Consider the following 20577-nt stretch of genomic DNA (forward strand, 5'->3'; position numbering starts at 1 on the left):
AAGCTACTTTCTGTTACCGCTCGACTTGCATGTGTTAGGCCTGCCGCCAGCGTTCAATCTGAGCCATGATCAAACTCTTCAATTAAAAAGTTTTATGTCTTTCGACAGCTCAATGAATTCTGAATTTATTTTAATATCTTTCGATATTGAATTGACTGTGCCGAATAATTACCGAAATAACTATTCTGTTGGTCACTCAGCTTTCAATTGAGACTCTAATTTTTTTGCCTCGCTACCTAAGTAGGCTGGCTGTTAGAACTCAATCTGTACGAGTGCCCACACAGATGATTGCTTTATATTGTTAAAGAACGTTTTGAGTCGCTTTAGCGTCTCAAGGGATGCGAATAATACACCCTTTATTTTTCGAGTCAACACTTAGTTTTAAACTTTCTTTTGGAATATTTAAAACCGAAGTTTTATTTAACTCTCTGAGTTGTTCCTGCCTCGCTATGCGTTGGCGTTTCCCGTCTCAGTGGGGTCGCATTATAGGGAGATTCGAGCGGGGGTCAATGTTTTATTTCAGCTTTTTGACAATTAAATGAATTTAGTATGAAAGCTATACAAATAAAGGGCTACAGGATACTTTTAGTTTAAAAAACACGCACAACATATGTATCTATTGATGAGGTATTAGTAAGGTTTAAACTAAGCTGTATGTTAAACAAACAACACACAGCTTTATTTTAAATTAAAGGTTTATTTAGATGCTATTTCCCATACGGCAATGGAGCCTGATATTTCATTTCCAACGATTAATAGTGGGTTTCCTGTAGCACTTTGCTCAGCTGGAACGAATTCCATTCCTTCAGGCGCTAAATCGCCTGTAATATTAGCGTCTTTAATTAAGCCTCTATTATAGAAGTAGTCTTCAAACTGCACATTATATGGATTGGTAATATCATAAACCATAATCCCACCCATACGCTCGAGCCCTATAAAAGCAAATGTACGATCGTCAATTTTACCAATAGTCAGCGCTTCTGGCTCTGCGCCTTTATCATCTGAACGTGAGTCACCTTTGTTTTCATCTTCATTGTTGTTAAACGCTTCACCATGAACCGATGCAGTAATACGACCTATATCATCGCCTGAATCAAACACCACCAGCCCATTGCTGTCCCAAATGGTAAACGAACGTGCACCATAAGCATAAAGCGATTCGTATTGGCCATCGTTATTAGTATCGCCTTTTATTGTTGTTACTTTTAAGCGACCAATATCATCATCGTCATTATTTAAGTAATCAAAATTAGCTGCAAGCATTAAATCTTCAACGCGGCTCTCATCTATATAAGCTAAGCAGCCGTCGTCTTTATCGTAATCAAGTCCGCCCTTTGCTATACAGTCTGCTTCATCCGCTGTATCAAAAAAGTATTCTCTTGCGTCACCTTCGTTGGCAGTAACTATAAAGTTAGCGCCTTTCCAACTAAAGCTTGAGATAGTATCGGGCTGGTACATACCATAAAGCCCTGGGTATGATTTAAAATTCACGCCGCCGTCTTTATCTGAGGCATCAAGTTGTAAGCTTGACCAATCTTTAAAGCCTAAGCCTTTTAGCTCAAGGCTGTTGTCTTGTAGGTTAACTATTGCAAGTGCATTGTTTTCTTGAATAGATACATAAGCATATTTGTTATCTTTAGAAATGCTAACGTACTCGGGCTCTAAATCCATAGCTACTGTGGTATTTATCAGATTACCGTTTATAGTACGACCATTTGGGTTTGCAAAAACTACCCCTTGTGCTTCTAGTTCGGTTTGTTTGTTGTTATAGGCTTTAAAATCAATATTTATTGCTGTATCGGCTATTACATTATTTGTTATATCGATAATACTAATAGAACCTTCAGGATCTACGCTGTAGTCGCCACTTGGTTCACCTTCGTTAGCAACCACTGCCTTTGCGCCATCATGGGTGAACGTCACCATGTCTGGTAAAAATCCGACCGTTATATTTTTAATAAATACAGGTGAGTCGCCGCTTATATCGTAAAAAGCAATTTGACCTGCATCACCCGTGCTTTTAGCAGCCATTGCGACCGCTAGTAAATTATTATTTTCATCAATAGCAATGCTGTTTGCATCGCCTTGGGTATGCTCATTTAAAGACAGCATAATAACGGACGTTAAATTTGTGGCGCTGATAACCCCTTCGTTATCTTTAACGAGTGCGGCAGTATCAAAGGTGTCGGCGGGTAAAATATTAATAACTGCGTCATCGCCTGAACTGTTAATAGCGTAAATCCATTTTTTAGATGCTTGGTAAGCAACTATTTCAGCGGCACCTTCTGGACTTTGTGCATTTAATACTCCCCTTCCTACGAGGCTAATATTTAATACTGAATTAGCATTTACACCATTTATCCCATTAGCTCCAGTTGTGCCTTGTTCTCCCTGTAATCCTTGAGAGCCGTTTTGGCCATCGTCACCATCAAGTGAGCAACCAGTAAGAACAGATATAAGTGACAGCGCAATAATTGATTTTTTAAACATGTGATTTTCCTTAGTATTGTATTTGCTAAATATCAACACACAGGCATGACAAGATTATGGCAGTTTTATTTTGATTAGCTTTCGGCAATAAAAAAGCGAGTGTTAAACTCGCTTGCAGCTAAGGAGTAGCTTATTACCCATGAAATCAGCTTTGTAGCTAAAAGCTATTAATATACTCATTACGCTTTTTTCGAGCTTCTTTTATAAACTCTTTTAGCTCATCAACAGAAGGCTCAATACCTTGTTGGTTTTTTTGCTCGAACCAATCGGCTATATCATTGATTATGACAGAGCCATCTTGTAAGCATAACTCATCGTTTTTTAGCCAAACATCAGGCGCTCGAAGTGAGGATCCTGTATACCAACTACAATAAGTGTAACCTTTGCTTTTTAAATTAGACTCTATGACAAGATTCGTCGGGATTGATAGAATTAATAAAACAATTAAACCTACAACTGCACTTTTAAATGCATTAATTAAAGTTAACTTTATATCAAACCCCAAAAAACGCTGTAAAGTCGATAAAAACGTTAGAAATAGGCAAGGTAATAATAAAAAAGATAATAGTATGGTGGCTTGCTCTTTGATAAAAAATTGAGGCTGACTAGCTAAAAATATAGTTTCCACTTCGGAAAAAAAATTTAAGGCTATTTTATAGCACAGCCCTCCACTAACAATTAACAAGAAAAAAACAGATGCTAATTCTTTAATATTTACAAGAGATAACTTTTTATCTGCTTTTTTCCATTCTAAAAACTTCACAAGTTATAAGACCTAGTTTTTAAACATAGGAACTCCAAAGATTTCATGTAAAAATTCATTTGGATTTTCTTTATATTCGCTATTAATTTTTTGCGCTCCAGCCTTAATTTTAATTACACCACTCTGTATCTTATTTTCAATATTTCTTAACTCATCAGAAAGTACTTTTACATAATCACTGGTATCCGAAAATGCAATTGAAAAAGCCACCCCAACGATTACAACAACCAACAAGGGCATTAATAATGTAGCAGCAATTATTGTTGCTAAACCAGCTGCCTATGCGACACCTAATATTGTACTAGTAGTCATAATAGCAGCTCCAACTACAGCCATATCTACGGCTACACCTGCCACTAAGTCATGCCATTTTTTTTGATCGTTTAAAAGATAGTCTGTAGCATGAAATGTCACTGAAATTACTAGAGTGAGTACAAACCCACCCTTTATGGCTTTTACAGCTTCTAATTTACCGACACCGATAGTAAAAAGTTTGGGGTTACTTGCTAAATAACGAGTACCCGTTAAATGAGCTCTGATACCAGGGTAAGAAGACATTATAATAGCGGGGGAACCATTATAAACTTTAATTTTAAACTTACCGAAAACATTACCTTGGCGCTGCATTGCAGCCGCAATAATGGCTAATGCCTTCATATCATCAAATAAAGGGTATAACCCACCTCCTGTCTTTAATGGATCGTTAATTCGTTTCCATTTACCTGATAGAAGACTTTTAATTTGATTTTGACGTTGCCTTTCGGCAATAGCACAGCGAGCATATGCTGATATAAGAGTTCCTTGAGTGTATTTTTTAATCCGTTAACCATTAGTTTAAATAACAGCCAAAATATAAACAATAAAAAAGCGAGTATATAACTCGCTTTAAAAAGGTGTTGGCTTATTATTTTTTAACTGGGCGTTTCCAACCCGTTAAATTACGCTGTTTAGAGCGTGCTATTGCTAATTGGTCATCTTCAACGGTACTGGTGATCACAGAGCCTGCACCAATTGTTGCAGTTGCGCCTATATTTACTGGGGCAACGAGTGATGAATTAGAGCCAATAAAAGCATTATCGCCAATAATAGTTTTTGATTTATTAACACCATCATAGTTGCAGGTAATAGTGCCAGCGCCAATATTCACCTTTTCGCCAATTTCAGCATCACCTAAATAACTTAAGTGGTTGGCTTTTGAGCCTTTGCCTAAACGGGTTTTTTTCATCTCAACAAAGTTACCAATGTGTGAGTCTTCTTCCATAACAGCGCCTGGGCGAAGGCGAGCATAAGGGCCTAGCGTACATTTAGCAGCTACGCTTGCATCTTCAATTAGGGTATTAGCCTTTATTACCACGTTATCGCCTATGGTACAGTTTTTAAGTACACAGTTAGGGCCAATTTGTACATTGTTACCAAGGGTTACATCACCTTCAAAGATAACGTTTATATCAACTAATACGTCTTCGCCTGTTTTAACATTTCCGCGAACATCAATACGAGCAGGGTCGGCCAGGGTAGCGCCATTTAACATTAACTCTTCTGCTTGCCATGCTTGGTAAGCGCGCTCTAAGCCTGCAAGTTGTACACGGTTATTTGCGCCTTCAACTTCCATTGCATGATCTGGTTGCGCTGAAGTGATCTCTACGCCTTCATTGTGAGCCATTGCAACGATATCTGTTAAGTAGTACTCGCCTTGTGCATTATTGTTAGATAAGTTACCTAACCATGTTTTTAATAGCTTACCGTTAACAGCCATAATGCCTGTATTTACTTCGTTAATAAGTAACTGCTCTGAGCTTGCATCTTTTTGCTCAACAATACCGACTAACTTACCACCGACACGAAGCATGCGACCATAGCCATTTGGGTTTACCAAATTTACCGTTAATACCGCTAAACCATTTTTAGGTGTTGCAGCTAATAAACGCTCTAGAGTTGATTGTTTTGTTAGCGGTACATCGCCGTATAAAATCAATACTGTGTCTTCATCGTTAATATGAGAGTTGGCTTGCGCGACTGCGTGGCCAGTACCAAGTTGCTCTGCTTGAAGTACCCAATTTACATCGTTATCGGCAAGTTGCTGTTGTAATAGTTCGCCGCCGTGTCCGTAAACTAAGTTTGTAGTCGTTGCACCTAATGCCATCGCATTATCAATAACGTGCTGTACCATTGGTTTACCTGCAACATTGTGCAAAACTTTAGGTAGAGCAGAACGCATACGAGTACCTTTACCCGCAGCAAGAATAACAGTTGTTAGAGCCATTAAAACAATTTCCTTTTTCCGTTGTTTTAGCTAAATAAGTATTATGTTTGTGCAGAAGATTACGTAAATCACTTTTTATGCAGATACTCAGTAGGTTAGTTTATTCGTACTGAATCTTGACTGAAAAACACACTTAATTGGATGACGTTATTGTAGCGAGGATTGGTGAAGGATATAAGTGATAAAGCACAGATAATAGTCTGATAGACCTGTTATTTAACAATTATAAATAAGCGATACACCATGTTTAAATTACAGACACAAAAAAGCCCACATAAAGTGGGCTTTTCAAAACCGGATAGGCTTACTTGTGACGTAATTGCTGAATTACGCGTAACTGAGCAACTGCTTCTGCCAGTCGCGTAGCCGCTTGTTGATAATCAAACTCAACAGCTGACGAATTCGCCATATGTTCTTCAGCTTCACGTTTAGCTTTTTGTACAGAATCTTCATCTAAATCTTCACCACGAACCGCAGTATCTGCAAGAATCGTGATGTGATTTGGTTGAACTTCTAATGTACCGCCAGCAACATATAACACATCTTCGTGACCATATTGCTTAACTAAACGTACCATACCAGGTTTAAGGGCAGTTAGTAGTGGAGCATGACCTAGGTTTACACCCAGCTCGCCTTCACTACCAGATACTTGAATCGATTCAACAAGACCAGAGAACAAGCTCTGCTCTGCGCTTACTACGTCAAGATGTACAGTCATAGCTGTCATACTACCCTCCTAGTTACATGCCTTTGGCTTTTTCTTGAGCTTCTTCGATAGAGCCAACCATGTAAAACGCTTGCTCTGGAAGCTCATCAAACTCGCCGTTTAAAATGCCTTTGAAGCCAGCAATTGTATCTTTCAGTGATACGTATTTACCAGACGCGCCTGTAAACACCTCTGCCACGAAGAATGGCTGAGATAGGAAACGTTGGATTTTACGTGCACGAGATACAAGTTGCTTATCTTCGTCAGAAAGCTCGTCCATACCTAGGATTGCAATGATGTCTTTAAGTTCTTTGTAACGCTGAAGAACTGTTTGAACGCCACGTGCTGTATCGTAGTGCTCTTGACCAATTACTTGTGGGTCAAGTTGACGTGAAGATGAATCAAGTGGGTCTACCGCTGGGTAGATACCAAGTGATGCGATATCACGTGAAAGTACTACTGTTGCGTCTAAGTGAGCAAAGGTAGTTGCTGGAGATGGATCTGTTAAATCATCCGCAGGTACGTATACCGCTTGGATTGATGTAATTGAACCAGTCTTAGTTGAAGCGATACGCTCTTGAAGCACACCCATTTCTTCAGCAAGTGTAGGCTGGTAACCTACCGCTGATGGCATACGACCAAGAAGTGCAGATACTTCAGTACCAGCAAGTGTATAACGGTAGATATTATCTACGAAGAAAAGTACATCGCGACCTTCATCACGGAACTTTTCAGCCATAGTAAGGCCTGTTAACGCTACGCGTAAACGGTTACCTGGAGGCTCGTTCATCTGACCGTATACAAGCGATACTTTATCAAGTACGTTTGAATCGTTCATCTCATGGTAGAAATCGTTACCCTCACGCGTACGCTCACCAACACCTGCGAATACTGAGTAGCCGCTGTGCTCGATTGCGATGTTACGGATAAGTTCCATCATGTTTACAGTTTTACCAACACCGGCACCACCGAATAAACCAACTTTACCACCTTTAGCAAACGGACATACAAGGTCGATAACCTTGATACCAGTTTCTAAAAGCTCAACTGAACTTGATTGCTCTTCGTATGAAGGCGCTGCACGGTGAATAGACATACGGTCTTCTTCGCCGATTGGACCCGCTTCATCGATTGGCTCACCAAGTACGTTCATGATACGACCAAGTGTTGCTTTACCAACTGGAACTTGAATCGATTCACCTGTATTCATAACTAAAGCACTACGACGTAAACCATCAGTAGTACCCATAGCGATAGTACGCACTACACCGCCACCTAGCTGTTGTTGAACTTCTAAAGTCAAACCAGCTAAATCGCCATCTGTTACTCTTAGTGCGTGGTATACCGCTGGCACGCTATCTTGTGGAAATTCAATATCCACAACGGCGCCGATAATTTGGACGACCTTACCTAAACTCATGTCTATTCCTCTCGTTAATCTTTACCCGAAGCATTAAACTGCTGCTGAGCCAGAACAAATCTCACTAATTTCTTGTGTGATTGCTGCTTGGCGAGCCTTGTTATAAACAAGCTGTAGCTCGTCCATAAGGTCACCTGCGTTATCAGTTGCAGCTTTCATTGCAACCATACGAGCAGCCTGTTCTGAGGCAGCATTTTCTACCACACCTTGGTATGCTTGAGACTCAATAAAGCGTACTAACAAAGACTCTAAAATAGCCTCTGGGTTTGGCTCGTATAAGTAATCCCATGTGTGAGCAGATACTTCTTCTTCAGCTTTTGGCAAAGGGAGTAACTGATCTATAATTGGCTCTTGCTTCATGGTATTAACGAATTTGTTATATACCAAGAATAAACGGTCTATTTTGCCTTCAGAAAATGCATCAAGCATAATTTTTACAGGACCAATAACGTCTTGTACTGAAGGTTTATCTCCTAGGCCCGCTTTTTTAGCGAGTAGTTGACCACCAAAACGTTGAAAGAAGCCTGCTGCCTTACTACCTAAAGTAGCAAATTCAGCATCAACACCTTTCTCTTTCCACGCTTTAACATCAAGTGCAACTTTCTTAAACTCGTTTGAGTTTAAACCGCCACACAGACCACGGTCTGTAGAGATAACAATATAACCAACTCGTTTCACTTCACGTTCTTTTAAGAACGGGTGAGTAAAATCAAGATTTGCTTGAGCAACACGACCAATTACTTCACGTAATTTATTAGCGTATGGACGGCTTGAAGCAACGCGTTCTTGCGCCCTTTTCATTTTAGACGCAGCAACCATTTCCATTGCGCTAGTGATCTTTTGAGTATTTTTAATACTCCCGATCTTGCTTTTAATCTCTTTTCCGCTGGCCATGACTCTCTCTCCGAATCAAGGTGTGCTTTAGTTTCCTAAAGCGCACCATTAATAACTAAATTACCAAGTTTGCGTAGACTTGAACTTCGTAAGAAGTTCTTTAAGCTGCGCTTCGATCTCGGCATTCAAGTTACCAGTTTCATTGATTTGAGCCACAAGCTCTGCGTATGTGCTAGTTGCATAAGAAAGTAAAGCTGCTTCAAAGTCACCGATTTTCGAAATTTCGATGTCTTGAAGGAAGCCTTTTTCAGCAGCAAATAACGACAAAGACATTTCAGCAACAGACATTGGCGCGTACTGTTTCTGCTTCATTAGCTCTGTTACACGCTCACCATGCTCAAGTTGAGCACGAGTAGCATCATCAAGGTCAGACGCGAACTGCGAGAACGCAGCTAATTCACGGTACTGAGCTAGGGCTAGACGAATACCGCCACCTAGTTTCTTAACGATTTTAGTTTGTGCAGCACCACCAACACGCGATACCGAGATACCAGCATTTACTGCCGGACGGATACCTGAGTTGAATAAGTCAGTTTCTAAGAAGATCTGACCATCGGTGATAGAGATAACGTTAGTCGGTACGAACGCAGAAACGTCGCCGCCTTGAGTTTCAATGATTGGCAATGCCGTCAATGAACCAGTTTTACCTTTCACTTCACCATTAGTGAACTTTTCAACGTAATCTGCGTTTACACGCGATGCACGCTCTAAAAGACGAGAGTGAAGGTAGAATACGTCACCTGGGTATGCTTCACGGCCTGGTGGACGCTTAAGTAGTAATGAAATTTGACGGTAAGCAACTGCTTGCTTAGACAAATCATCATATACGATTAATGCGTTTTCACCACGGTCACGGAAGTATTCACCCATAGTACAGCCCGCGAACGGTGCTAAGTACTGAAGTGCCGCAGATTCAGAAGCAGATGCAACAACTACGATAGTATTTGCTAGTGCACCATGCTCTTCTAATTTACGAACTACGTTTGCAATAGTAGATGCTTTTTGACCAATCGCAACGTACACACACTTAACGCCTGTGTCTTTTTGATTGATGATTGCATCGATTGCTAGTGCAGTTTTACCTGTTTGACGGTCACCGATGATAAGTTCACGTTGACCACGACCAACTGGAATCATCGCATCGATAGATTTATAACCAGTTTGAACTGGCTCATCTACTGATTTACGCTCGATTACACCTGGTGCAATTTTTTCTACAGGTTCAAACCCGTCGTTATCTAAAGCGCCTTTACCATCGATTGGAGCACCTAGTGTGTTTACAACACGACCAAGTAGACCAGGACCAACAGGAACTTCTAAAATACGACCAGTTGTATATACTTTTACGCCTTCAGTAAGGTCAGCGTACGGACCCATTACTACTGCACCAATTGAGTCGCGCTCAAGGTTTAGTGCGATAGCATAACGGCTGCCAGGAAGCTCAATCATTTCACCTTGCATACAGTCAGCAAGACCGTGGATGCGGATGATACCGTCAGTAACAGATACAATAGTACCTTCGTTACGAGCTTCACTTACAACTTCGAACTTCTCAATACGTTGTTTGATCAGATCTGAAATTTCAGTGGAATTAAGTTGCATGCTCTTTTTCCCAATTACGATTGTAGTGTTGTAGCTAAGCGGCTTAATTTACCGCGAATAGTACCGTCGATTACAGTGTCGCCAGACCTAATAATAAGTCCACCAACCACTGACGCGTCTTCACTACAATTCAGCTTAACTTTGCGTGCGAAACGTTTTTCAAGTGCCGCTACCAATGACTCTTGTTGCGCAGCAACAAGAGGAGTTGCAGAAATCACATCTACTTCGATTTCTTTATCGTATTCTGCTTTAAATTCAGCAAATAACTCAGCAACGTCAGGTAGAGCTGTCAAACGTCCATTTTCAGCCATCACCTTAACTAGGTTCTGACCTTGTTCGTTGAGCTGCTCAGCACAAAGTTGAATAAATAATTCAGCTTGTGCAGTAGCTGTAGGCATACCTGCTAAAGCAGATGATGCTTGTTCATTGCTGGCTACGTGGCCTGCAAAGAACAACATATCATTCCAGCTTTCTAGAGTGCCTTTCTCAACGGCAAGTTCAAAAGCCGCTTTAGCGTATGGGCGAGCGATAGTAGTCAAATTAGACATGCTCATACCCTCCTAATTACAGCTCAGCGACAAGTTTTTCAACGATGTCACTATGTGCGGCTTGATTAATTTCACGCTCTAAAATACGTTCTGCACCAATCACTGCCAGAGTTGCTACTTGCTTACGTAGCTCTTCTGTTATGCGATTACGTTCAGACTCAACTTCAGAGTGCCCTTGAGCAATGATACTTTCACGCTCTTGCTGACCACGAAGTGTTTCTTCGTCAACAATTAGCACTGCACGCTTTTTAGCTTGATCAATGATATCAGCCGCTTGAGCTTTTGCATCTTTAAGCTGTTCAGCAGCTTTCTTTTGCGCAAGTTCTAAGTCTTTTTCGGCTCTATCAGAGGCAGCTAAACCATCTTCGATTTTTTTCTGGCGAGCTTCAATTGCACCGTTTAGTGGTGGCCATACGTATTTCATACAAAATAATACGAACACCGTAAACGCAATCAATTCACCGATAAGAGTGGCGTTTAAGTTCACAACCGCTCCTCCTTAAATAGTAAGCTGTTCAAAAAATAAAATTAAAGTACGAACAACAATACCATAGCGATACCAACACCAATCATTGCTACAGCATCGATTAGACCAGCAAGGATAAACATTTTAACTTGTAGCGAAGGTGCAAGCTCAGGTTGACGCGCACATGCTTCAAGGAATTTACCGCCCATGTTACCAAAACCGATTGCTGTGCCGATTGCACCAAAACCGATTAGTAAAGCTACTGCGATGTATTTTAAGCCTGTTAATAATTCTAAAGCTTCCATTTATTTCTCCAAAGTTTCAATTGTAAAGTTAAAAGTAAAAGTAAAATTGTAAATCTAAAAATTAGTGATTATCTGAACTTGCCATGCTTAGGTATACAATCGTAAGCATCATGAATAAGAATGCTTGTAATGTAATAACTAGAATATGGAATACAGCCCAAACAAAGTGCAACGGTAGTTGCATAAAACCAATAGCGCCGATCAAGATGAAAATCAACTCACCAGCATATAAGTTACCAAACAAACGTAGTGCTAATGAAAACGGTTTAGAAACGAGTGCAATCAGTTCAAGTAATAAGTTAAATGGTATCAAAATAATTTGAACAAACATGTTATTTGAGCTGAACGGATGAAGCGTTAACTCTTTAATAAACCCGCCAATACCTTTTATTTTGATTGAAAAGCCAACCATTAGTATAAATACACCCAGCGCTAACGCTGAAGTCATATTAATGTCAGTCGTTGGTACAATTTTCATGTACACATCGTGTGAATCCATACCAAATGCAGTCTCACCAACGAAACCTGCAAATGCTGGAAGGAAATCAACTGGTATTAAATCCATTAAGTTCATTAAGAACACCCAAACGAAAATCGTTAAGGCTAATGGTGCAATAAGCTTGCTTTTACCATGGAAAGTATCGCGTACGTTGTCACCAACAAATTCTACGATTATTTCAATAAAACACTGAAATTTTCCAGGTACACCTAGTGTTGATTTTTTAGCGGCACTACGAAAGATCCATAAAAATATAAGACCTAAACCGATAGACCATGCAAGGGTATCTATATGCCATGTCCAGAATCCACTGTCCGTACATGCTTTATTGAAGGCGAGACCTGTATCGGTCGAACACATCTTAGCATTGGTCAAATGGTGCTGGATATGGCCAGATAGAGTAACTTCTTCTGCTGCCATGTTATATCCCAAAAGTTAATGTTTAAAAAAAACGGGTGCGAACAATCCAGTAAAGAGCGCCAGTATATAAGTACTAAAAAAGGGTAATAAAATTACCGGAAAATGCTTCAGTACTAGCGCAAACAATACAATTGTTAGCATAAACTTTAATCCGTTGCCGCGTTTCAACGAGGCATACGCTTGATTTGCTCGACTTGCACCCATATGTCGGAATGCATAAAGACCAAATACAAAGTGCGGAAGTACTGCGACAACTCCACCAGCGAGTGATGAAAGCGCGGCATTGACTCCCGAACTAAAACAAATAATTACAGCAGCAACTAATGCTACAACACCCTGAAGGCAAATTAACTTTAATACGGCAAGTCGATATGGACTCGCTAACTTATCGGTCACGTTTAGTTAACCTTTATTGCGTTCTAATTGTTAGGGTGTGAAAACTGGCGAAATTATACTTAATCCTGCCAGTTTTGCAACTTGAGTAGACGCTTTGTAACACGAAATAGCTACAAATGTCCCTTTTTAGACATGTAGAAAACTAATGGTGGGTATTGTCTTGATTAATGCGATTTAAAATGCCGTCAAGTTCGTCCAAATTAGTATAAGAAATAACAAGCTTACCTTTGCCTTTTTTGTTGTAATTTATTTCTACTTTGGCACCTAGGTTTTCAGCGAGTTGTTGCTCTAACTGTTTAACATCTGGATCTTTTTCAGCTATTTCTTTAGCTGGCACGGGTTCTAAAATTGAACGAACTAACTTTTCGGTTTCACGAACGGTTAATGCTTTAGCAACAGCTAAACGAGCCGCATCTGATTGTGCTTCTCCCTCAAGGGCTAATAAACAACGAGCGTGCCCCATTTCAATGTCGCCATGTTCTAACAGAATTTTTACATCACTGTTTAAATTATTTAAACGAAGTAAGTTAGTTACTGTAGTGCGTGATTTACCCACCGCATCTGCTACTTGTTGATGTGTTAGTTCAAACTCATTGAGTAAGCGATTTAACGCAACCGCTTCTTCCATGGCATTTAAGTCTTCACGTTGAATATTTTCTATTAGCGCAATAGCAACTGCTGCTTCATCTGGTACGTCTTTAATAATACAAGGTACTGTTTCAAGCTTAGCTATTTGCGCTGCACGCCAACGACGCTCACCGGCGATAATTTCAAAACTATTTTGTGCAATAGGGCGCACGACTATAGGTTGAATAATACCTTGTGAGCGAATAGAACTAGCAAGCTCTTCTAGTGCCTCTTCGGACATGTCTTTACGAGGTTGATATTTACCAGAGTGTAAAAACTCGATTGGGAGTTTTTGTAATTCACTGTTATTTGGCCCAGCCGCATTTTTTACAGCTTCAGTCACGTTTGATGTGTCTTGTTCCTTGCTTGCGCTCGGTGTAGGCTTTGACGAACTTAAAAGTGCATCGAGTCCTCGGCCTAAACCTCGTTTTTTAGCAGACATGTTATTTTTTTACCTCAAAGTTAGGCGACAACGGACGCTGTTTTTTCTTTTCTACGTAACATTTCACCAGCGAGTGCTAAATAAGCTTTAGCGCCACTTGATGCCCGGTCATAGTACATAGCAGGAGTACCAAAACTAGGTGCTTCAGCTAAACGAACATTACGCGGGATCACCGTACGGTATACTTTATCGCCAAAATGTTGTTTTAATTGTTCTGATACATCATTTGCCAAACGGTTACGCGGGTCGTACATAGTACGAAGTATGCCTTCAATTTGTAAGCTAGGATTCACTAACTTAGCAAGCTGCGTAATCGTATCCATTAATGCAGTTAACCCTTCAAGTGCATAATACTCACACTGCATTGGCACTAAAATAGAATCAGCAGCGGCCATTGCATTAACAGTTAACATATTTAGAGAGGGTGGACAGTCGATAAAAATAAATTCGTACTGGTCCTGAATTTTTTCAAGTGCGTTACGTAAACGCACTTCACGGGCAAACAATTCCATCAATTTAACTTCTGCAGCGGTTACATCACCGTTTGCAGCAATCATATGGTATTCACCAGACGTTTCTTTGATGATAACGTCTTCTATAGGTTTATCTTCAATAAGTAAGTCGTAAATAGTTGGCACGTCGCCATACTTATCTACGCCACTACCCATAGTCGCATTACCTTGCGGATCGAGATCAATTAACAGCACTTTACGTTTCGTTGCAGCCATAGACGCAGCGAGGTTAACAGCGGTTGTAGTTTTACCCACTCCACCTTTTTGATTTGCTAATGCGATGACTTTTGCCACGGTGTCTCTGATCCCTAGTCTTTAGAAAGAATAATTAAATGTCGTTGTGCATCTAACTTAGGTACTTCTAATGCAATTTTTTGCTCAAACTTAACGCCTGCAGGCAGTGACTCTAGCTCTTCGCTAGGGAACACGCCTTTAAGTGCTATAAATTTACCCGAATGATCGATTAAGTGCGAACACCAGTCAACCATATCTTGTAATGAAGCAAATGCACGACTTAGTACGCCGTCTAATTTAACACTTGGTTGATATTCTTCAACTCTTGACTGAACCGGGGTTACATTATCAAGACCAAGCTCATGTTTAACATGCATTAAAAATCGTACACGTTTACCTAAGCTATCTAATAACACAAAATGTGTATTAGGTAATGCAATTGCTAATACGATACCCGGTAATCCAGGACCCGTTCCAACATCAATATAATGATGACCGGGTAAGTGAGGCGCAACAACTAAGCTATCCATAATATGCTTAATCATCATTTCTTCAGGTAAGCGTACTGAGGTTAAGTTATAAGCCTTATTCCACTTATTCAATAACTCGACGTAACGAACTAGCTGTTGCTGTTGTTTTTCTGTTAGCGCAATATCAGTTTGCGCTAACAATGTAGTTAATTGTTGCTGTAACACTATGTACCCTTACCGTTACGCGGATTTGCGTAATAAGCCTTGCTTCTTCAGATACACTAATAATAGCGAAATCGCCGCTGGGGTGATACCAGAAATACGCGATGCTTGACCAATAGTGTCAGGACGCGACTCAATAAGCTTGGCAACTACCTCATTTGACAAACCAGATACGGTTTTATAATCAAACTCTTTTGGTAAAATTGTTTGCTCATGACGAAGCTGTTTGTTGATCTCATCTTGTTGACGAGCAATATAACCTGCGTACTTAGTATGGATCTCAACTTGTTCAAGTGCCGCTTTGTTTGTAAATTCAGATCCTAACCCTTCTATAGCCATAAGATCGTTATAACGAATCTCTGGGCGACGAAGTAATTCTTCTAAACTTGCTTCACGTGTAAGCGGTGTTTTCAGTAATGCATTTACTTGATCTACAACGGCGTGATCTTTATGAATCCACGTATCTTTAATGCGTTGCTTCTCTTTTTCGATGATTTCCATTTTTTCGTTAAATGCCTGCCAGCGTTCGTCATTTACTAAACCTAGCTCACGGCCTTTTTCAGTTAAACGAATATCAGCGTTATCTTCACGAAGTAATAAACGGTATTCGGCACGACTGGTAAACATGCGGTATGGTTCTTTTGTACCTAATGTTGCTAAGTCGTCGATTAATACACCCACGTAAGCTTCATCACGACGTGGTGTCCAAGAATCTTTGCCTTGCACTTTTAGTGCAGCATTCATGCCTGCAATTAAGCCTTGTGCACCCGCTTCTTCATAGCCGGTAGTACCGTTAATTTGACCCGCAAAAAACAAACCTTCAATAAATTTAGTTTCTAAAGATTGTTTTAAATCACGTGGATCGAAGTAATCATATTCAATTGCGTAGCCAGGTCGACAAATATGTGCATTTTCAAAACCTGTAATCGATTGCACAATCTCAAGCTGTACGTCAAACGGTAAACTAGTCGAAATACCATTTGGGTATAATTCGTATGATGTTAAACCTTCAGGCTCAACAAATATTTGATGTTTATCTTTATCTGCAAAACGAACAATTTTATCTTCAATTGAGGGGCAGTATCGTGGACCAATACCTTCAATAACACCTGAGTACATAGGTGAGCGATGTAAATTTTTGCGAATAACATCATGTGTTTTTTCGTTTGTGTAAGTTATGTAACACGGTATCTGTTGTGGGTGATCAGATTGTTTACCCATAAACGAAAACACAGGTGTTGGCGTATCACCAGGCTGTGCTTCCATTTTTGTAAAATCAACAGTACGTGCATCAATACGTGGTGGCGTACCTGTTTTTAAACGATCAACTCTAAATGGATGTTCACGTAAGCGATCAGCTAAAGCGATTGAAGGGGGATCGCCTGCACGACCGCCTTTATAATTTTCTAAACCAATATGAATTAAGCCGCCTAAAAAAGTACCCACGGTTAAAACAACACTTGGTGCACTAAAACGTAAACCCATTTGAGTTACTACGCCAGTAACACGATCGTTTTCAACAATAAGATCATCACATGATTGTTGAAAAATCTTTAGGTTATCTTGGTTTTGTAATGTTGTTTGAATAGCCGCTTTGTACAAAGCGCGATCTGCTTGTGCTCGAGTAGCACGAACAGCAGGTCCTTTTGAAGAATTTAGTGTACGAAATTGGATCCCGCCTTTATCAATGGCCTGTGCCATTGCACCACCAAGCGCGTCGATCTCTTTTACCAAATGACCTTTGCCAATGCCACCAATTGCTGGGTTGCAAGACATTTGACCAAGGGTATCCATATTGTGAGTCAGTAGCAGGGTATTCATCCCCATGCGGGCAGCTGCTAATGCGGCTTCAGTGCCAGCATGTCCACCACCTACTACGATAACGTCAAAATTTTCGTGAAAAATCATTAATGGGATCCTACTTTAATCAAACCGGTAAACTTCAAAAGGGAGCGTATTCTACCTAGAAATTGGCAGAAGATAAATGATTAAACAAAGGGCAAGATCTAAGTATGTGATCTCTAATAATATAAAGGATCTTTTAAAGAGATCTTTTATTACTATTACTACTACTGATCGACTTTTCTGTTGATAAGGTTTAGATCTTCATTTAAAACATGAAATTAGATCAGATCTAAAGGTGTTAATATGATCGGATCATCCAGCAAATAAGCTCTGATCAAAAAGGCACTTTATGCACAGGGTTGAATCAGTTGGATCTTATCCAATGGATAAGCATGCTTTAAAACGCAGTTTATTCAATCTTTATCCACAAAACCTATTAAATTATTAGTAAATTGTGGGTAACTTTATATATAACTTTTTACTTGATCTATCTATTTTATGCCTGTTTGAGTTATCCAAGAGTCTAACCATGTTAATGCAGTGTCTTCTGGTAGTGCTTCATCGAGAATATTAAGCTCTAAACGTTCAGCTACTTTTATAGCGCCTTTTTGAGTTAATAAGGCATCTATATTGCGTCCTGCTAGGTTATAAGTATCATAACTAGTGTCGCCTAAAGCGATTACAGAATATTTTAATTCAGATAAATCATCTGCTTGAGCTACATCTTCAACAAAACTAATAAGATTTTCAGGGTAATCACCTGCACCATAAGTTGATGTGCAGATTAACCAAATGGTATTTTGCTGATCAATATCGCTAAATTCAGGTTGATCATGTAGTTGCGTAGTAATACCAAGGTTATTAAGCGCGTCGCTTAATTGCTCTGCAACATACTCGGCCGATCCCATTTGGCTGCCGACAATAAGATTTACTGAACTCATGAATATTAGTGATCACATTGGTTTTAATTACCGCCTATGATAACTGAGTGAGGATAACAGTAAAGTTAAGAGTGCTTTTTTGTATAACTATTTTTGCGGTAATTTTACACTCAATCAAAATTGTGTCTTTAAGTTATTGATAATATAGTATTTAACAAATTATCTTTAAATGTAATCTTCTGATCAAGTTGTTGATAACAGTGGGGAAAGCTCTGCTTAAAGTGTTGTTTTATATTCGCTAAGTTATTGATATTACTTGTCAGTAAAAAATTAAATTGTAAATATCCCAATTAAAAATACTTGTTGATCATAATGTGGATATAAAGCCTGTTGATAACCTTAAATTTAGATCGAAAATAATTTTTAAAAATGATCTAATTGAGCTGATCTAACGAAATTAATTAAAAATAAGCTTATAAACAGATAATTTTTAATAGATCATTAGGTTTTTCTCTGCGAGGTGGCTCAATTTACTATTTATTTGAGCTAAAAATTAGGATTTGTGGATAAGTGATCTCAATATATTTAATTTAATGCGTATTTATAGCTGCTTTTTTATGTATTTTGCTGGTGGATTAGTAGATCAAAAGTTTGATGCACTCAAATCTCGAGTCATTTTTATTAAAAAGCCGCAGTGATCGTCTGTCCATATGTTGTATAAAGTTGATTATTTAGAGTGTTTATTGTCACGTTTTAGCTCTTAAATTGAGCAAATAACATTAGTTTTTATGAGCTAGGTAATTATAAAAAAGCTATTTATAACTAACTTTTGTGTGGAGGATAACGATTTTAAAACGTATTTTTGTTTGAAATATGTATCGGTTTTGACCTTAAAATGGGTGTTACTTGCGCTATTAATCCCTTACTTAAAGGCTCTTTCTACAATCTAATCTACATAATCTAGCTGGTAATAATTATCGCTTTGGGTATGATTTTATTGGCAGAACTGGCTGGGATTGACGGTATAAATACATATTTTATAGTGAATATTTTACATAAAAAAAGAGCACCTAAGTGCTCTTATAATAAACATATATCTGTAATAAGGTGCTTATTTACCAATACAAAATGAGCTAAATATCTTGCCAAGTAAGTCGTCTGAGGTAAATTCACCGGTTATTTCGTTTAAATACTGCTGTGTTAAACGCAGTTCTTCAGCCAATATTTCACCAGCAATGTGCATTTCTAATTGTGTTTTACCTGTTTCTAAATGATACGCAGCACTCTCTAGCGCATCCAAATGACGACGGCGCGCCATAAAGCCACCCTCTGTTGCGCCTTGAAAGCCTATACAGGCTTTTAAATGCTCGCGAACAAGTTCAATACCGTCAGCATTTTTAGCACTTAAGCTGATGACCGGGTATTGTTGCTCTTGCTCCATTCCGACTATATCACCCGATAAATCAGCTTTATTTCTGATGACCGTAACCCCCATACCTTCTGGTAATTTGGCCATAAATTCAGGCCAAATTTTATGCGGGTCAGTATCTATAGTGTCAGTGCCATCAAGCATAAATAAAACGCGATCGGCTTGGTTTATTTCATCCCACGCCCGTTCAATACCTATTTGTTCTACTCTATCTGGGCTCTCTCGTAGGCCTGCGGTATCTATAATATGCAATGGCATACCATCTATATGTATATGCTCTCGTAGTACGTCGCGAGTGGTACCGGCTATTTCTGTTACGATTGCAGCTTCACGACCGGCTAGGGCGTTTAGTAGGCTTGATTTACCGGCATTTGGGCGACCAGCAATAACAACACGCATACCTTCGCGCATGATGCTACCTTGTTTTGCTTGGTTGGTTACGGTATTAAGTTGGGAAATAATGGCGTCTAAGTCGCCTGATACCTTACCGTCTGATAAAAAATCAATTTCTTCATCTGGAAAATCTATTGCCGCTTCTACATACATACGTAAGTGAATTACTTTTTCTACAAGCGTTTCTATGTGTTTAGAAAATTCACCTTGGAGAGACTGTAGGGCGCTTTTGGCAGCTTGTTCGCTCGTAGCATTAATTAAGTCGGCGATGGCCTCTGCTTGTGTTAAATCAAGCTTGTCATTCATAAATGCGCGCTCAGAAAACTCACCAGGCTTTGCTAAACGAACGCCCTCTATTTTACTAATTTCTTTAAGTAGCATATCAAGTACTACAGGACCGCCGTGGCCTTGTAATTCAAGTACGTCTTCACCAGTAAATGAGTTAGGACCTGCAAAGTAAATGGCAATACCTTGGTCAAGTTGCTCGCCAGCTAGGCTTTTAAATGGCACGTAATCGGCGTAGCGAACTTTAGGAATTTTACCTACTACTTTTTCGGCGACACTTTTAGCAAGGCTGCCTGAAACGCGAATAATACCAACACCACCACGTCCGGGGGCAGTTGCTTGTGCTGCAATTGTATCTTGATTGATCATGCTATTAATTTGCCAACGATGAGTAACTTTATGGCGGTATTGTAACCTATGAAATAAACACTCGCGAATACTCTGGTGAAAAACAGGCAATAAAAA

At 39.5% G+C, this 20577-nt stretch carries 20 protein-coding genes and 1 rRNA gene; all 21 read right to left on the minus strand.

The features are described from left to right. A 16S ribosomal RNA gene (locus QL998_RS09565) occupies nt 1-85 on the minus strand; the annotation flags it as partial. Between the two features lie 611 nt (nt 86-696). After that, on the minus strand, nt 697-2490 hold the full coding sequence (locus QL998_RS09570) for a choice-of-anchor I family protein (RefSeq protein ID WP_290192575.1): 1794 nt from the start codon (nt 2488-2490) through the stop codon (nt 697-699). Between the two features lie 157 nt (nt 2491-2647). Continuing rightward, a complete protein-coding gene (locus tag QL998_RS09575; protein WP_290192576.1) occupies nt 2648-3253 on the minus strand; it encodes a DUF1240 domain-containing protein in 606 nt (201 codons plus the stop codon). A 12-nt stretch (nt 3254-3265) separates the two neighbouring features. Continuing rightward, nucleotides 3266-3484 (minus strand): hypothetical protein, encoded by a 219-nt coding sequence (locus tag QL998_RS09580; protein WP_290192577.1) that lies wholly within the window; start codon nt 3482-3484, stop codon nt 3266-3268. A 48-nt stretch (nt 3485-3532) separates the two neighbouring features. Further along, nucleotides 3533-3910, minus strand: a complete 378-nt coding sequence (locus QL998_RS09585; RefSeq protein ID WP_290192578.1) for a hypothetical protein — start codon at nt 3908-3910, stop codon at nt 3533-3535. Nucleotides 3911-4157: 247 nt separating this feature from the next. Further along, the gene (gene glmU, locus QL998_RS09590) at nt 4158-5516 is read right to left on the minus strand and encodes a bifunctional UDP-N-acetylglucosamine diphosphorylase/glucosamine-1-phosphate N-acetyltransferase GlmU (RefSeq protein WP_182673050.1); all 1359 of its coding nucleotides are present in this window, start codon (nt 5514-5516) and stop codon (nt 4158-4160) included. A 304-nt stretch (nt 5517-5820) separates the two neighbouring features. Further along, a complete protein-coding gene (locus QL998_RS09595) occupies nt 5821-6243 on the minus strand; it encodes a F0F1 ATP synthase subunit epsilon (RefSeq protein WP_004335277.1) in 423 nt (140 codons plus the stop codon). Nucleotides 6244-6256: 13 nt separating this feature from the next. Continuing rightward, nucleotides 6257-7642, minus strand: coding sequence for a F0F1 ATP synthase subunit beta (gene atpD, locus QL998_RS09600; protein ID WP_004335274.1), 1386 nt, complete (start codon nt 7640-7642; stop codon nt 6257-6259). Nucleotides 7643-7675: 33 nt separating this feature from the next. Then, nucleotides 7676-8536 carry a F0F1 ATP synthase subunit gamma gene (gene atpG, locus QL998_RS09605; protein WP_024597176.1) on the minus strand — a complete coding sequence of 287 codons (861 nt, stop codon included), beginning with the start codon at nt 8534-8536 and terminating at the stop codon, nt 7676-7678. A 60-nt stretch (nt 8537-8596) separates the two neighbouring features. Next, nucleotides 8597-10138: a F0F1 ATP synthase subunit alpha gene (gene atpA, locus QL998_RS09610; protein ID WP_024597177.1), complete on the minus strand. Its 1542-nt coding sequence runs from the start codon at nt 10136-10138 to the stop codon at nt 8597-8599. 14 nt (nt 10139-10152) lie between these two features. Then, nucleotides 10153-10686, minus strand: coding sequence for a F0F1 ATP synthase subunit delta (atpH, locus tag QL998_RS09615; RefSeq protein WP_004335267.1), 534 nt, complete (start codon nt 10684-10686; stop codon nt 10153-10155). 16 nt (nt 10687-10702) lie between these two features. Beyond that, nucleotides 10703-11173 (minus strand): F0F1 ATP synthase subunit B, encoded by a 471-nt coding sequence (gene atpF, locus QL998_RS09620; protein WP_004335264.1) that lies wholly within the window; start codon nt 11171-11173, stop codon nt 10703-10705. A gap of 41 nt (nt 11174-11214) precedes the next feature. After that, nucleotides 11215-11457, minus strand: coding sequence for a F0F1 ATP synthase subunit C (gene atpE, locus QL998_RS09625; RefSeq protein ID WP_007585980.1), 243 nt, complete (start codon nt 11455-11457; stop codon nt 11215-11217). Between the two features lie 61 nt (nt 11458-11518). Continuing rightward, nucleotides 11519-12376 carry a F0F1 ATP synthase subunit A gene (gene atpB, locus QL998_RS09630; protein ID WP_004335244.1) on the minus strand — a complete coding sequence of 286 codons (858 nt, stop codon included), beginning with the start codon at nt 12374-12376 and terminating at the stop codon, nt 11519-11521. 15 nt (nt 12377-12391) lie between these two features. Next, the gene (locus QL998_RS09635) at nt 12392-12772 is read right to left on the minus strand and encodes an ATP synthase subunit I (protein ID WP_004335240.1); all 381 of its coding nucleotides are present in this window, start codon (nt 12770-12772) and stop codon (nt 12392-12394) included. Nucleotides 12773-12914: 142 nt separating this feature from the next. Beyond that, nucleotides 12915-13841 carry a ParB/RepB/Spo0J family partition protein gene (locus tag QL998_RS09640; protein ID WP_039488567.1) on the minus strand — a complete coding sequence of 309 codons (927 nt, stop codon included), beginning with the start codon at nt 13839-13841 and terminating at the stop codon, nt 12915-12917. A 20-nt stretch (nt 13842-13861) separates the two neighbouring features. Further along, nucleotides 13862-14647 (minus strand): ParA family protein, encoded by a 786-nt coding sequence (locus QL998_RS09645; protein WP_004335235.1) that lies wholly within the window; start codon nt 14645-14647, stop codon nt 13862-13864. A 14-nt stretch (nt 14648-14661) separates the two neighbouring features. Further along, entirely contained in the window at nt 14662-15282 is a 621-nt protein-coding gene (gene rsmG, locus QL998_RS09650; protein ID WP_007377658.1) for a 16S rRNA (guanine(527)-N(7))-methyltransferase RsmG, read from the minus strand. A 15-nt stretch (nt 15283-15297) separates the two neighbouring features. After that, the gene (gene mnmG, locus QL998_RS09655; protein WP_024599963.1) at nt 15298-17187 is read right to left on the minus strand and encodes a tRNA uridine-5-carboxymethylaminomethyl(34) synthesis enzyme MnmG; all 1890 of its coding nucleotides are present in this window, start codon (nt 17185-17187) and stop codon (nt 15298-15300) included. Between the two features lie 428 nt (nt 17188-17615). Next, nucleotides 17616-18065 (minus strand): FMN-binding protein MioC, encoded by a 450-nt coding sequence (mioC, locus tag QL998_RS09660; RefSeq protein WP_170072867.1) that lies wholly within the window; start codon nt 18063-18065, stop codon nt 17616-17618. A 1051-nt stretch (nt 18066-19116) separates the two neighbouring features. After that, entirely contained in the window at nt 19117-20481 is a 1365-nt protein-coding gene (mnmE, locus tag QL998_RS09665) for a tRNA uridine-5-carboxymethylaminomethyl(34) synthesis GTPase MnmE (protein ID WP_182195795.1), read from the minus strand. Nucleotides 20482-20577 lie beyond the last annotated feature (96 nt).

Origin of the sequence: Pseudoalteromonas sp. APC 3691, from assembly GCF_030408135.1 — a bacterium.
Classification (GTDB): Bacteria; Pseudomonadota; Gammaproteobacteria; order Enterobacterales; family Alteromonadaceae; genus Pseudoalteromonas.